The 14,373-nt window shown below is 70.8% G+C and carries 12 protein-coding genes and 1 pseudogene; 8 read left to right on the forward strand and 5 right to left on the reverse strand.

From position 1 onward, the window contains the following. Positions 1-8: 8 nt before the first annotated feature. Positions 9-485, reverse strand: a complete 477-nt coding sequence (locus tag ADK36_RS05345) for a hypothetical protein (RefSeq protein WP_048582480.1) — start codon at positions 483-485, stop codon at positions 9-11. 165 nt (positions 486-650) lie between these two features. Between ADK36_RS05345 and ADK36_RS05350 the strand changes: the two genes are divergently transcribed. The 4 genes from ADK36_RS05350 to ADK36_RS05365 all read left to right on the forward strand — a co-directional run bounded on the left by ADK36_RS05350 (position 651) and on the right by ADK36_RS05365 (position 4,118). Continuing rightward, on the forward strand, positions 651-1,241 hold the full coding sequence (locus ADK36_RS05350; protein ID WP_048582479.1) for a hypothetical protein: 591 nt from the start codon (positions 651-653) through the stop codon (positions 1,239-1,241). Next, positions 1,216-2,511 (forward strand): ABC transporter substrate-binding protein, encoded by a 1,296-nt coding sequence (locus tag ADK36_RS05355; RefSeq protein ID WP_048582478.1) that lies wholly within the window; start codon positions 1,216-1,218, stop codon positions 2,509-2,511. The genes ADK36_RS05350 and ADK36_RS05355 overlap by 26 nt, the downstream gene beginning before the upstream one ends. Before the next feature lie 91 nt (positions 2,512-2,602). Next, the gene (locus ADK36_RS51390; protein ID WP_048582477.1) at positions 2,603-3,070 is read left to right on the forward strand and encodes a hypothetical protein; all 468 of its coding nucleotides are present in this window, start codon (positions 2,603-2,605) and stop codon (positions 3,068-3,070) included. A 7-nt stretch (positions 3,071-3,077) separates the two neighbouring features. Next, complete coding sequence (locus tag ADK36_RS05365; RefSeq protein ID WP_053196545.1) at positions 3,078-4,118, forward strand: helix-turn-helix transcriptional regulator; 1,041 nt, start codon at positions 3,078-3,080, stop codon at positions 4,116-4,118. A 43-nt stretch (positions 4,119-4,161) separates the two neighbouring features. On the opposite strand, the pseudogene ctaD reads toward ADK36_RS05365, so the two are convergent. After that, positions 4,162-5,829: pseudogene (ctaD, locus tag ADK36_RS45835) on the reverse strand (cytochrome c oxidase subunit I); the annotation flags it as partial. Between the two features lie 308 nt (positions 5,830-6,137). Here ctaD and ADK36_RS05370 point away from each other — a divergent pair. Next, positions 6,138-6,353, forward strand: coding sequence for an I78 family peptidase inhibitor (locus tag ADK36_RS05370; protein ID WP_048582474.1), 216 nt, complete (start codon positions 6,138-6,140; stop codon positions 6,351-6,353). A gap of 115 nt (positions 6,354-6,468) precedes the next feature. Here the strand turns inward: ADK36_RS05370 and ADK36_RS05375 are convergent, their stop codons facing one another. Both ADK36_RS05375 and ADK36_RS05380 read right to left on the reverse strand, forming a co-directional pair. Continuing rightward, positions 6,469-7,500: a phosphatase PAP2 family protein gene (locus tag ADK36_RS05375; protein WP_048582473.1), complete on the reverse strand. Its 1,032-nt coding sequence runs from the start codon at positions 7,498-7,500 to the stop codon at positions 6,469-6,471. A gap of 239 nt (positions 7,501-7,739) precedes the next feature. Continuing rightward, a complete protein-coding gene (locus ADK36_RS05380) occupies positions 7,740-8,909 on the reverse strand; it encodes a mannosyltransferase family protein (RefSeq protein ID WP_048582532.1) in 1,170 nt (389 codons plus the stop codon). Between the two features lie 259 nt (positions 8,910-9,168). Here ADK36_RS05380 and ADK36_RS05385 point away from each other — a divergent pair, with 259 nt between their 5' ends. Together ADK36_RS05385 and ADK36_RS05390 are read left to right on the forward strand one after the other, a co-directional pair. Next, complete coding sequence (locus ADK36_RS05385) at positions 9,169-10,770, forward strand: MFS transporter (RefSeq protein ID WP_048582472.1); 1,602 nt, start codon at positions 9,169-9,171, stop codon at positions 10,768-10,770. 199 nt (positions 10,771-10,969) lie between these two features. Next, on the forward strand, positions 10,970-12,160 hold the full coding sequence (locus tag ADK36_RS05390; RefSeq protein WP_048582471.1) for an acyl-CoA dehydrogenase family protein: 1,191 nt from the start codon (positions 10,970-10,972) through the stop codon (positions 12,158-12,160). A gap of 52 nt (positions 12,161-12,212) precedes the next feature. On the opposite strand, the gene ADK36_RS05395 is transcribed toward ADK36_RS05390, so the two are convergent. Next, positions 12,213-12,650 (reverse strand): cell division protein SepF, encoded by a 438-nt coding sequence (locus tag ADK36_RS05395; protein ID WP_048582470.1) that lies wholly within the window; start codon positions 12,648-12,650, stop codon positions 12,213-12,215. A gap of 323 nt (positions 12,651-12,973) precedes the next feature. Here ADK36_RS05395 and ADK36_RS05400 point away from each other — a divergent pair, with 323 nt between their 5' ends. After that, positions 12,974-14,263 (forward strand): DUF5685 family protein, encoded by a 1,290-nt coding sequence (locus tag ADK36_RS05400; RefSeq protein WP_199830115.1) that lies wholly within the window; start codon positions 12,974-12,976, stop codon positions 14,261-14,263. Positions 14,264-14,373: the final 110 nt, after the last annotated feature.

Genomic DNA, 14,373 nt, shown 5'->3' on the forward strand with positions numbered 1-14,373 from the left:
CGTCCGCCTCAGCCGTCCGCTTCGGCGGGCTCACAGATCGGGCACGGGCCCAGTTCGCCGCTCCGCACCAGCTTCGCGTCGACCGGTACGGCCTCCGTCTTCCCGGCGACCAGCGGGCAGTCCGCGCGGTGCCAGAGGGTGCCGCCGGGCACCATCCGCAGCTCCCCGCTGACCGCCGCCGGCCCCGCGGCCGGCTGCCCCGACTCCTCGGCGTCGGCCGGTTCGACGGCCACCAGAAGGCCGTACAGCTCCTCCACGCGCGCCGCGGCGAGCGCGCCCCGGCCGTGGGTCAGCAGCACCGAACCGGCGATGATCAGCGCGGCGCCGGGGACCGTGCAGGACGCGAGATACGGCAGTTGCCGCTCGGCGAACCGCTCGCCGGAGATGCCGTACCAGCCGATGACGCACAGCACCGCGCCGGCGGCGAGCGCGGCCCAGCCGGCCCACAGGACGGGGTGCACGGTCCGCAGTCGGGCTGTCCGCATCGCTGGCTCCCACACGCCGGGTTTGTGTGCATGCGCGTCGGCTTTCTGCGCATGTGCCCGGCCCTATTCCATGTCTGCCAATGGACTTGCACTATGCCTTCTGCAAGCTGACCCTGAAAGCACCGGGCGCACCCGGCCCGGATCGACACCCCGGCGGTGAGCCAGATGGTTCTCGGGAGCGACCTCAGGCGGAGCAACGCACACGGGCGGCGTGGTCCACGCGCGGCGGGACGGGGGACCGCCCTGGCGGCAGCCCTGCTCCTCTCCCTCGCCCCGGCCCTCGTGGCCTGCAGCGACGACGAGGGAGGCGGCGGCAACGAGACGCCGCCGACACCGACCGTCGAGCGGACGGACGGGACCGAGGGGGCCGAGCGGTCTCCGGCCGCGACGGCGCCCCCCGACGTGGGGGCGGCCGAGACGGAGATCAAGCAGAACTGGCAGAAGTTCTTCGACCCGGATACCTCCATGGAGGCCAAGCAGGCCGTGCTGGAGAACGGCGACCGGATGGGGCCGGTCCTGGAGGCGTTCAGCGGTGACGAGCGCGGCGGGCAGGTCGAGGCGAAGGTCTCCAAGGTCGAGTTCACCTCGCCGACCGAGGCGAACGTGACCTACGACCTGACACTGAAGGGGGCGACCGCCCTGCCCAACGCCTCCGGCACCGCGGTCGAACAGGACGGCACCTGGAAGGTGTCCGTCAATACGCTGTGCGCGCTGGTCCAGTTGAGCGGCAATGGGTCGCCGATCCCCGGTTGCTGAGGCGGCGATCGCCGTGATGCTGCTGACTCTGGGTACGGCATGTGGCAGCCGGCTGCCGGAGAGCGACTTCGAGCACCGTGACCGGGGCGGCTCCTCCGCGCCGGCCGGCGACGGCGCCCCGATCCGTGTCGGCATCATCGCCAGCGCCACCAGCCCGGTCGGCGGCAACGCCTTCACCGGCCCGCGCGACGGCGCCAAGGCATGGTTCGACCGCCTCAACGCGCGCGGCGGCATCGACGGCCGCCGCGTCGAGGTGCGCCTGTGCGACGACGGCGGCAGCGGTGTCGGCAACAACGAGTGCGTGCACCGGCTGATCGACGAGGACGAGGTCGTCGCCCTGGTCGCCACCACCGCCCTGGACTACGCCGGCGCCTCCCGCGTCGCACGCGCGCGCGTGCCCGACATAGGCGGCCAGCCCATCGGGGCCGCCTACGACACCTACCCGCACCTGTACGGCATCTACGGCAGCCTCGCGCCCCGCGAAGGCACCACGGGCTGGGACGGCGAGCAGTACGGCGGCACGGAGGTCTACCGCTACTTCAAGCGCGAGCACGGCGCCCGTACGGCCGCTGTCGTCTCGTACAACCAGCCCACGTCCGCCGCCTACGCCCGGCTCGTCGAGCGGGGCCTGAAGGCCGAGGGCTACGAGGTGGTCACCGAACAGGTCGACTTCTCGCTGCCCAACTTCCGCGCGGTGGCGGCCGATCTGAAGGAGCAGGGCGCCGACCTCGTCTTCGACGCCCTCGACACCCACGGCAACGCCCGGCTGTGCGAGGCGATGGACGACGTCGGCGCCGAGGTCACCGCCAAGGTGACGAACGTACAGAACTGGACGTCCACCGTCGCCGAGGACTACAGGGACGCCCCGCGCTGCCGCAACGCCCTGTGGGCGACCGGGTCGTCCCGCAACCATGAGGACACGGAGCACGGCGCCGTACGGGAGTTCCGGGACGCCACCAAGGGTCTGAAGACGCACTCCCAATGGCAGCTGGAGGGCTGGGCGGCGGCCAGGTGGTTCACGGACGCGGCGAAGTCGTGCGCCGGACAGGGCGTCACGCGCGCGTGCGTCGACGACTACATGAACCACAGCGAGGGCTACACCGCCGACGGTCTGCTGATCCCGGTCAGGTTCGAGCGGCTGGCCGAGCCGCCGAAGGACCGCCGGACCTGTCTGTCGGTGGCCCGCTGGGAGGACGGCCGGGGCTGGGTCTCCCAAGGAGACATGGACACCACCTGCTTCGACGTCCCGCAACTGTCGTACCAGCCGTGACAGGCAACCAAAAGGCCGCGTCACCGGTCCAACTGACGGAGCAGAACAGGGAGTAGACCGAGAAGCCGAGCTCAGGGAGGTACCGCAGCGCATGACGCCCGTGTCGCACGCCGCACCACTGCGCGCCGACTGCATCGCGGATTCGGCCGGCGGACTGACCTTCGACGTCACGGCGGCCGGGGCCACCGAGACGGCCCACCTGGTCCTGCGCCACCGCGAGGGCCGCGAGGAGGTCACCCTGCCCCTGACCCCGGCCACGAAGGGCCGCCTGCGCGCCGCGCTCCCGAGCAGCGTGGCCCTGCCGGAGGGGCACTGGGACGCGTACGCGCGCGTGACGGACGAGGAACCGCACCGCCTGGCACCGGGCGCCATGAAGGTGGACTCCCTGGCTTCCCGGGTCCCGTACGAGACACGCCAGGGAAACCTGAGCGTCGAATGCCGGTTAGCGGCAACGCCGTCAACGGGCGCGGAACTGTGTCGATCTGTGGCTCCGCCGCGGGGCGCGACCAGCCACAATGGACCCGCACTCGCCCTCGAACCCGTACCCCCGAGCTATTAGGCGCCCCATGCTGGACACCTCCGCACGACTGTTGCGACTGCTCTCCCTCCTCCAGTCGCACCGAGAATGGTCCGGCGCCGCACTCGCCGAGCGCCTCGGCGTCACCCCCCGCACGATCCGCCGCGACGTCGACCGCCTGCGCGAACTCGGCTACCCGGTCAACGCCAGCCCCGGCACGGGCGGCGGCTACCAGCTGGGCGCCGGCGCCGAGCTACCACCCCTGTTGCTGGACGACGACGAGGCGGTCGCCGTAGCCGTCGGCCTCCGCACCGCCGCGGGCCAGGGCATCGAGGGCATCGGCGAGACCTCCGTACGGGCCCTCGCCAAGCTGGAGCAGGTCCTGCCGAACCGGCTGCGCCGCCGCGTGGGCGCCCTCAACGCCTTCACCGTGCCGATGCTGCGCGGCCCCCAGCCCTCCGCCGTCGACCCGGCCGTGCTGACCGAACTCGCCCACCTCTGCCGGGACGCCGAGCGGCTGCGCTTCGAGTACCGCGATCACGAGGGCGCACCCACCCGCCGTACCGTCGAGCCGCACCGCCTGGTGTGCAGCGAGCGCCGCTGGTACCTGGTCGCCTGGGATCTCGACCGCGAGGACTGGCGTACGTTCCGCGTCGACCGCGTCCGCCCCATGCCGCCGCACGGCCCGCGGTTCACCCCGCGCACCCCGCCCGCCGAGGACCTCGGCGCCTACGTCTCCCGGGGCGTCTCCACGCGCGCGTACGCCTCGCACGCCGTCGTCCGGCTGCTGGTGCCCCTGGAGGAGGCCGCCGAGCACATCTCGCCCTCCGACGGGCAGTTGGAGGCGGAGGGGCCCGGCAGCTGCCTGTTGCGCACCGGCGCCGGGAACCTCGACGTGATGGTGATCCATGTGATGCTGATGGGCTTCGAGTTCGAGGTCCTGGAGCCGGCCGAGCTGGTGGAGGCGATCAGGACGGCTCACGGCCGGCTTGCTCGCTCTTTGGCTCGGGCTGGGGAGCCTCCAACGCGTGCGCCGGGTGATGCAGGTCGAACGCCGGGGACTCGGAGCGGATCCGCGGCAGCGCGTTGAAGTTGTGCCGCGGGGGTGGGCAGGAGGTCGCCCACTCCAGGGAGCGGCCGTAGCCCCAGGGGTCGTCGACCTCGACCCTCCTGCCGTACTTGGCGGTCTTCCAGACGTTGTAGAGGAACGGCAGGGTCGACAGGCCGAGCAGGAACGCACCGATGGTCGAGACGGTGTTCAGCACCGTGAAGCCGTCGGCGGCGAGATAGTCGGCGTACCGGCGCGGCATGCCCTCCGCGCCCAGCCAGTGCTGCACCAGGAACGTGGTGTGGAAGCCGACGAACAGCGTCCAGAAGTGGATCTTGCCCAGCCGCTCGTCGAGCATCTTCCCGGTGAACTTCGGCCACCAGAAGTGGAACCCGGCGAAGATCGCGAAGACGACGGTGCCGAAGACGACGTAGTGGAAGTGGGCGACGACGAAGTACGAGTCGGAGACGTGGAAGTCCATCGGCGGGGAGGCGAGGATCACCCCGGTCAGGCCGCCGAACAGGAACGTCACCAGGAAGCCGGTCGCCCACAGCATCGGGGTCTCGAAGGACAGCGAGCCCTTGATCATGGTCCCGCTCCAGTTGAAGAACTTCACGCCCGTCGGAACGGCGATCAGGAAGCTCATGAAGGAGAAGAACGGCAGCAGCACCGCGCCCGTGACGAACATGTGGTGCGCCCACACCACGATCGACAGTCCGGTGATCGCCATCGTCGCCCCGACCAGCGTCAGATAGCCGAAGATCGGCTTGCGGCTGAAGACCGGGATGATCTCCGTGATGATGCCGAAGAACGGCAGGGCGATGATGTAGACCTCGGGATGGCCGAAGAACCAGAACAGGTGCTGCCACAGCAGCGCCCCGCCGCTGCCCGCCTCGAACACCACCGAGCCGAACCGGCGGTCCGCCTCCAGCACCAGCAGCGCCGCCGCCAGCACCGGGAACGCCAGCAGGATCAGGATCGACGTGAAGAGCGTGTTCCACACGAAGATCGGCATCCGGAACATCGTCATGCCGGGGGCGCGCATCCCGATGATCGTGGTGATGAAGTTGACCGCGCCGAGGATCGTGCCGAAGCCCGCGAGCGCCAGGCCCATGATCCACAGGTCGGCTCCGATCCCCGGCGAGCGCTCCAGGCTGTTCAGCGGCGCGTAGGCGAACCAACCGTAGGAGGCCGGACCGTCCGGCACGATCAGCGAGCCCATCACGATCAGACCGCCGAACAGGAACAGCCAGTACGAGAACATGTTCAGCCGTGGGAAGGCCACGTCCGGGGCGCCGATCTGGAGCGGCATCAGCTCGTTGGCGAAGCCCGCGAAGGTCGGGGTCGCGAACAGCAGCAGCATGATCGTGCCGTGCATGGTGAACAACTGGTTGAACTGCTCGTTGCTCAGCAACTGCATCCCGGGCCGGGCCAGTTCCGCCCGCATCAGCAGTGCCATGACACCACCGGCCAGGAAGAACCCGAACGACGTGATCAGGTAGAGATGGCCGATCTTCTTGTGGTCGGTGGTGGTCAGCCAGTCGACGACCACACGGCCGCCGGGCTGCTTGCTTCGCATGGGCCGTGCCGCCGCCTGTACGGTCTGCGTCCCCATCGCTCGCTCGCCCCTTCGCTCGTCGCGCCCCGGGCCCGCTGAAGCCCGCGCCGCACACGCCGACGCAGGCTCACGCCATGATGCTCGCGTCGGCTGCGCTCCGACAGGGGGCATACGGGGGTTCTGTGGTGGAACCATGTACTTTCTGTGCGGCACCGGCTCCCGCGGCCCGATGTGAATTCGAGGGAAAAGGGGTCCGGCGGTAGTTCCCCGGGAACTTTTCCTCCGGGTTATTGGGCGGGTCACCGCGACACGCGGAAATTACGATCGAATGCCTGCGGAAGGCCTAGAGAACCGCTCGTCCGTGTGACGAAGAGTGGCCGAAACGCGTGTCGTGATTCTGTGACAAAAGCGTGACCCGAGAGGTACGTGTGACCTGGATGGCAACTACAAAGGTTCCCTGTCCGCACTGGCCCGATCCCTCGCGCAGGCCCTAGCGTGGCGGCATGGCACCCATTCCGAAACCCCCCGCCGAACCCCAGGACAGCCCGGACGCCTATGTCGGTCTCGACGCCGGCCGGGCCGAGCGACTCGCCCGTGACCGGGGGTGGTCGACGGTGCGTTCGCTGCCGCCGGGGGCGATCATCACCATGGAATACCGGAGCGGCCGCCTGAACTTCGAGGTGAAGGACGGCCAGGTGGCGCGGGCCTGGAAGGGCTGACAGCGAGCTGAAAACGGGCTGGCTACGGGCGACGGCCCCGGTTCCTGTCGAGGAACCGGGGCCGTCGCCGTGCGGGGGTGGTGGTGCGTACCGAACCCCGCCGCCGTCCGGGGGGTCAGCCGCCCGTGAGGGGGCGGGCCGGCTGGGGCGCGCCGCGGGTGAGGCGGTCCGGGTGCGGCGGGCGACGGCTGCCGACCGGGGTCACCGGCGTGCGGGCCGTGTGCGGGCCGGGGGCCAGGTAGGCGGGCGGGTGGACGGTCGCCCGGGGTGAGCGGGCGACGGGGGTCGCCTCGCGGGCCGCGGCCTCGTCGCTGCCGGCGGGCACCAGGCGCGGCTTGAGCAGCACCGGGGCCTCGACCGGGGCGGTCGGTACGGCGGCCGTGCGGGCCCGGCGCTCGCGCAGGCGGTCGCGCAGGCTGAAGATCGCGGCCTCGGACCGGGCGATCAGCGGCTCGAACCACGGCAGGGCGAGCAGGATCAGCAGGCCGGCGGCCCAGCCGAGCAGCACATCGCTCAGCCAGTGCGTACCGAGGTACACGGTGGACAGGCCGACGCCCAGTGAGGTCACCGCCGACAGGGCCGACAGCCAGCGGCGCGCTCTCGGGGTCGAGGCCAGATAGGCCAGGATTCCCCAGGTCACCACGGCGTTGGCGGTGTGGCCGCTGGGGAATATATCGCCGCCGAGCCACATCTCGTTGGAGCCGACGGTCGTCGCGTAGTGCGGTCCGAGGCGGCCCATGCCCAGCTTGGCGGCGCCGACCGTGACGTTCAGCAGCAGCAGGGAGACGCCGAGTGCGAGCAGCGGCCGCAGCGTGTGCTGCCGCCAGGAGCGCCAGCCCAGCCAGGCCGCGACCATCACGGCGGTCGGGCCGCGCTGGCCGAGCACCACGTAGTAGTCCACGAAGGCGTGGATCTCGGCCCACTGCTGGTACGGCCGGAAGAACATGACCTGCCAGTCGAACCGGACGAGCCACGAGGTGATGACGATGGCCCACACGATGGCCCCGTAGAAGGCCAGGGTCGAAGCGAACAGCACGATCCGGTGCCGGCTCATCCTCGGCACATCGATGTGGGCCGGACGTTCCGGCTCCCGGTCCAGCCTGGCGAAGACCCGGTCCAGACGGGTCAGCTTTCGTTCGGTACGCACCCAATCGACGTTACAGCGAGTGAGTGCAGTTCAACGGCGATTCCACGGCTTTGTGATGACGATGTGATGTGGGATTCCTCTCAGCGAGGGGTTTATTTCCTCGGAATCCACAATCCTCGGATGCCGTGCCCTTCATTTCCTTTGATCATTCTGATGTGCTTGTTTATGCGGCTTATGAAATTCGTTCACCGAATGCTGGGCCGGAATTATCCGAGTGCTCACCGGCGGCCGGAGGCCGGTCAGGGCGGACCGGAGCCGTTGAGCCAGAAGGCCCCGTACACCGCGGAGGCCGCCGCGATCCCGGCCAGCACCCCGGCTGACCTGCGGGTGCGCAACCGGGCCAGGGAGAGCGCCAGGGGCAGCAGCAGCGGGAAGGCGGGCAGCAGCAGGCGCGGTTTCGAGCCGAAGTAGCTTGAGGCGCACAGGGCGAGCGCGGTGACGACGCCCGTGTACACCAGGAGCGGGAGCGGCTGGCGCTGCCGTACGCAGACGACGTACAGCCACACCACCAGCCCGACCCCGATGATCAGCCCGGCCCCCGCCAGGGCCGACGGAAACGACGTGAACTTTTCGGCGACGAACCGGGCGAAGGCGTAGCCGCCGTCGAAGCCGTTGCGCCAGCCGGCCTGGACGTCGAGATAGCCGAGCGGGCCCTTGCCGGTGCGGTGGCCGACCCAGAGGACGTAGCCGACCATGCCGAGGGGGGCGAGAAGCATGCCGAGGGCGCGCGTCACGTGCCGTGAGCCGTGCGGCCCCGGCGTCGTGCCGTGGTCTCGCACGAAAGAGGCGATGCCCGCCGCCCACACCGCCGCGACCACGGCCAGCCCGACCGGACGGGTCAGCCCGGCCAGCAGGGCCAGGGTGCCCGCCGTGATCCAGCGGCCGGTCAGGACCGCGTACAGCGACCACGCGGCCAGCGCCGTGAACAGTGACTCGCTGTACGCCATCGACTGCACGATCCCGACGGGCAGGACGGCCCACAGCAGCACCGCGCAGACCCCTGCGCGGCGGCCGTACACATGCTCCGCCACCGCGAAGATCCCCCAGGCCGCGGCGAGCGAGGCCAGCAGGCTGACGACGAAGCCGCCATCGGCGTACGACAGCGGGGACACCGCCGCGACCAGCCGCTCCAGCCAGGGCAGGAGCGGGAAGAACGCGAGGTTCGAGTGCACGTCGCCGTTGGGCAGGCGCACCTCGTAGCCGTAGCCCAGCTCGGCGACCCTGGTGTACCAGAGCGCGTCCCAGCGGGCGGTCAGCAGCGTGTACGCGTCCTTGTCGCGCACCGCGCTCCACAGGGCGAGGGCGAGCAGGCCCAGGGCGCGTACGGCCGCATACCCGAGGAGCGCCGGGGCGGCCCGGCGCAGCGCCTCGGCGCGGGCCGGGGCCACGCGCATCGCAAGATCGGTCACGGGCCCGATTATCGGCCGGGTGCGGACGGGGAGGTCGGCCGGAGCGCGACCGAGGGGGACGGGAGTGGCGTACGCCACACTCGTTCCGCAGGCGGGTGAGAGGTCCGCCACTCGGCACGGACGTGGACTCGCGTACTCTGACGAGTCACTCGCCCTTCGTTGCGCGGGCCGGAGACCACCGCTCCTCTCCGGCCAGGTCACGGGGAGTCCCCACCCCGTGTGACCGCCGAGGGCGAGGGAACATCTGGGAGGTACGTACATGTCCGGGACGACCACGGCTGCCGCTGCGCTGCGCCGTCGGGCGGCCGGGGCCGGTGCCAACCGCTGGGTCGTCCTCGTCGTCCTCTGTGTCAGCCTGCTGCTCGTCGCGGTCGACGCGACCGTGCTGCACGTAGCGGTGCCGGCCGTCACCGAGGACCTCAGGCCCGGCGCGATAGAACTGCTCTGGATCGTCGACATCTATCCGCTGGTCTGCGCCTCGCTGCTGATCCTCTTCGGCACGCTCGGCGACCGGGTGGGCCGCAGACGCGTCCTGCTCCTCGGATACGGCCTCTTCGGCCTCGCCTCCGGCCTCGCGGCCCTCGCGCACGACCCACAGGTGCTGATCCTGGCCCGGGCCCTGCTCGGCGTCGGCGGCGCGATGATCATGCCCGCAACCTTGTCGATCCTGCGCCAGGTCTTCCCCGACCGGCGCGAGCGGGCCCTCGCCATCGGCATCTGGAGCGCCGTCGCCGCCGTCGGCGCGGCGGTCGGGCCACTGCTCGGCGGCTTCCTCCTCGAACACTTCTGGTGGGGCTCGGTCTTCCTCGTCAACATCCCGCTGATGCTGGTCAGCCTCCCGGTGGGACGGCTGCTGCTGCCCGAGTCCAAGGGCGACGGCAAGGGCCCGTGGGACGTGGTCGGCGCGCTGCTCGCGGCGGGCGGCCTGTTCGGCATGGTGCTGGGCGTCAAGCGGCTCGGCGGCGGGGAGCCGGTGGGCAGCCTGTTCACCGTGGTGCCGCTGGTGGTCGGCGCGGCGATGCTGGTTCTCTTCGTACGGCGACAGCGGCGCCGCGAGTACCCGCTGGTGGACCTGCGGATGTTCGCGCGGCCTGCGTTCAGTACGTCGGTCGGGTGCATCGTGCTGGCGATGCTCGCGCTCGTGGGTCTGGAACTGATCGCGGCGCAGTATCTCCAGCTGGTGCTGGGACTCTCGCCGCTGGAGACCGGGCTACGGCTGCTGCCGCTGACGTTCGCCGCGATGGCGGCCGGCCTCGCGGGGGCGCGGATGCTGCGGCGGTTCGGACCGCGGCGGATGGTGTGCGCCGGGTTCGTCCTGACGGCCGTCGCGGTGCTGCTGCTGACGGCGATGGGCGGCGAGGACAACCCCGGGCTGCTGCTGTCCGGGTTCGTGCTGCTGGGCTTCGGGCTGGAGACGACGCTCTTCGGGGCGTACGAGTCGATGCTGAGCGAGGCTCCGCAGGAGCAGGCCGGCGGGGCGGCGGCGATCGGCGAGACCTCGTACCAGCTGGGCGCGGGGATCGGCATCGCGCTGCTGGGCAGCGTGATGAACGCGGCGTATGCCCCCGGGCTGGCGAACGTGTCGGGTGTTCCGGCGTCGGCCTCCGCGGCCGCGTCGCACTCGTTGGGTGAGGCGTACGACGTCGCCGCGCGGCTGGGCGGGCCCGCGGGGGTGGCCCTGCAGCGGGCGGCTCGGGACTGTTTTGTGCACGGGCTGCATGTGACGTTGCTGGTGAGTGCGGGGTTGTTGCTGCTGGGGGCGGTGATGGCGTTGCGGTTGCCGCGGGGCATGCAGTGCGAGGCGCCTGCCGTCGAGTTGCCCAAGCCGAGGGAAGTCGCGGAGTCCCGCGTCTCCGCCTGACCAAGCCTTCTCCCACCCACGCACCACCCGTTTCCAGTTCGTCGGCGGCTGCCCCTCTCCTGTGGGGCTGATCGCCGTCGGCGGCTTGCGCCGCGTGGGTGGTGGGGGAGTCGTACTGGACGTGCGCGGTACCGCGTCGTAGCGTCGTGCCCGAGTCGTAACTAGCGGCGCTAGTTTTAATCCTCCCGGAGGGTGTCCCATGTCCGCGTCCTCGAAGTTGCCCCCGTTCGACCCCGCCGACCCCCTCGGCATCGACGACCTCCTGGAGCCCGAGGATCTGGCGATCCGGAGCACCGTGCGGGCGTGGGCGGCGGACCGGGTGGTGCCGTACGTCGCCGAGTGGTACGAGACGGGCGAGCTGCCGGGGATCAGGGAGCTGGCCCGGGAGCTCGGGGAGATCGGCGCGCTCGGGATGTCCCTGAGCGGGTACGGGTGCGCCGGGGCCTCCGCCGTGCAGTACGGGCTCGCCTGTCTGGAGCTGGAGGCCGCCGACTCCGGGATCCGGTCCCTCGTCTCCGTGCAGGGCTCCCTCGCCATGTACGCCATTCACCGGTTCGGGAGCGAGGAGCAGAAGCAGACCTGGCTGCCGCGTATGGCCTCCGGCGAGGTCATCGGGTGCTTCGGGCTGACCGAGCCCGACCACGGGTCCGACCCCGCCTCCATGCGGACGTACGCCAAGCGGGACGGCGGCGACTGGGTGCTGGGCGGGCGGAAGATGTGGATCACCAACGGGTCCGTCGCCGGGGTCGCCGTCGTGTGGGCGCAGACCGACGAGGGGATCCGCGGGTTCGTCGTGCCGACCGACAGTGCCGGGTTCGCCGCCCCGGAGATCAAGCACAAGCTGTCGCTGCGCGCCTCCGTCACCAGTGAGCTCGTGATGGACGACGTACGGCTGCCCGCCGATGCGGTGCTGCCGGAGGTCGTGGGGCTCAAAGGGCCGCTCAGCTGTCTCTCGCACGCCCGGTACGGGATCGTGTGGGGTGCCATGGGGGCGGCGCGGTCCTGTTTCGAGGCCGCTGTCGACTACGCGAAGTCGCGGGAGCAGTTCGGCCGGCCGATCGGGGGCTTCCAGCTCACCCAGGCCAAGCTCGCCGACATGGCGCTCGAACTGCACAAGGGGATTCTGCTCGCCCATCATCTGGGGCGGCGCATGGACGCCGGCCGCCTGCGTCCCGAGCAGGTCAGCTTCGGCAAGCTCAACAACGTCCGCGAAGCCATCGACATCTGCCGTACGGCGCGGACGATCCTCGGTGCCAACGGGATCTCGCTCGAATACCCCGTGATGCGGCACGCGACCAACCTCGAATCGGTGCTCACCTACGAGGGCACCGTCGAGATGCACCAGCTCGTGCTGGGCAAGGCGCTCACCGGGCTCGACGCGTTCCGCTGAACCCCACCGGGCTGAACCCCACCAGGGGGCAGGGCCGGTGAGCGGCCCTGCCTCAGCTCTGGTTGTAGAAGCCGTCCTCGCGGTGCGTCGCCCGCTCGCCGCTGATGATCTCCGTGTCGGCAGGGGTCAGCAGGAACACGCGGTTGGACACGCGGTCGATCGAGCCGCGCAGACCGAAGATGAGTCCCGCCGCGAAGTCGACGACGCGCTTGGCGTCGGCGGGCTCCATGGCCGTGAGGTTCATGATGACCGGGACCCCGTCCCGGAACAGCTCGCCGATGGCGCGGGCGTCCCGGAAGCTGTCCGGGGTGACCGTGCCGATGCGGCGGCCCTTCTCCTCGGCGACGTCGGTGGCCACCTTGACCCGCGGGTCGGTGACCCAGGCTTCCCCGGGCTCGGTCCCTTCCGAGTAGTCGTCGTCGTAGTAACGCTCGTCATCGTTGTCGTCAACGAGGCCCAGCCAGGCACTCGCCTTGCGCACCGATCCCATGGACGCCTCCTCTCACAGCGGTCTCTCTTACTTCCGCATCCCTATGGTCATCCATGATGCGGACGTCGCGCCAAGTGGATAGACGCCGCCCGGGGGGTTTGTGACGGTACTGGTGCACAGCGAATACGTCGAGAGCCCGTGTCCCCCAAGGGGCATGCCACGTACGGCTGCTGACTGTGAGTGAAATATGATTCTTCACGGCGTATGGGTGATGTGGGGTGCGTACGAGTGAACGAGTCGGCCGGTGGCAATCGCTACTCCGGTCGGTACGATGCGGCAGCTCAGCGCCATAAGTACGCAGTGAGAACCTCGGGGGGAACGTCATGTTCGGAATGGTCAGGCCCTGCCGTCATCGACTCGGAGAGAAGCTCACCGGCCAGTGGATGGCGCATTTGTGCGGGCTGTGCCTCGCGTTGCGCGGTGACCACGGCCAGTTCGCGCGGATCGTGACGAACTACGACGGGCTCCTCATCTCCGTGCTGACGGAGGCTCAGGCCGACAAGGGCAGCGGACTGCGACGTACGGCGGGACCGTGTCCGCTGCGCGGTATGCGCACCGCGTCCGTCGCGCAAGGCGAGGGCGCACGACTCGCCGCCGCCGTCTCGCTGGTGCTCGCCTCGGCCAAGGTGCGTGACCATGTGGCCGACGGGGACGGCCTGCTGGCCCGCAGGCCGGTGGCGCTCGCCGCGCGCCGGGTGGCCGCCGGCTGGGGCGCGGCGGGGGCGCGGAGCGGCTCGGCCGTCGGGTTCGACACCGCCGTACTCGTCGACGCCGTGGACCGGCAGGTCGGCATCGAGACGCTGGCCGGGCTCGGGACGCCGATCCTCACCGTCACCGAACCGACCGAGACGGCGACCGCCGCCGCCTTCGCGCACACCGCGATCCTGGCCGGACGGCCGCACAACGCCGCGCCGCTCGCCGAGGCCGGGCGCCTCTTCGGACGGCTGGCACACCTCCTGGACGCCGTGGAGGACCGGGCGGCCGACGCCGAGTCGGGTGCGTGGAACCCGCTCGCCGCGACCGGGACCTCACTCGCCGAGGCGCGACGGCTCGCGGACGACGCCGTGCACGGGGTGCGGCTGGCGCTGCGCGAGGTGGAGTTCACGGACGCCGCACTCGTGCATCTGCTGCTCGTGCACGAACTGCGGCGCTCGGTGGACCGGGCGTTCGGCACGGTGCCGGCCTGTGCGTCTCATGCGTCCCACCCGCCCGGGCCCTATGGGCAGCCGCCACAACAGGGACAGGGCCAACAGGGCCAGGGACCGGTGCAGGGGCCGTACGGGGCGCCGCAGAATCCGTATGCCGGCGGCGCGAATCCGTACGCCGGAGGCAATCCGTACGCGGGTGGCGGCGGCGCGCCCGGCGGCGGCGCCGGTGGCTTCGGCGGAGGTGGCGGCGGTGACTTCGGCGGGTTCGGAGGAGGGCCGGCACCCCAGCCGCCGAAGGGACGGCGCGGGTTCTGGGCCGGCTGCGGGATGTTCTGGCTGCTGTGCTGCACCTGCAAGCTGTGCTGCGCGAAGGAATACGAAGGGCCGTGGTCGCGTAAGAAGCGTGAGGGCTGTTGCCGCGACTGCGACGATTGCGACTGCTGCTGCCCCTGCGACGGCTGCTGAGCGCTCCGCGGGAAGGGTCGCGACAGACAGCCGGTCGTCCGCAGGCCCGTCGTGGCTGGTCGCGCCCACGGCGGAGCCGCATATCGATACAGCCCCGCGCCCCTCGCGGG

Source organism: Streptomyces viridochromogenes, from assembly GCF_001270495.1.
GTDB lineage: Bacteria > Actinomycetota > Actinomycetes > Streptomycetales > Streptomycetaceae > Streptomyces > Streptomyces viridochromogenes_A.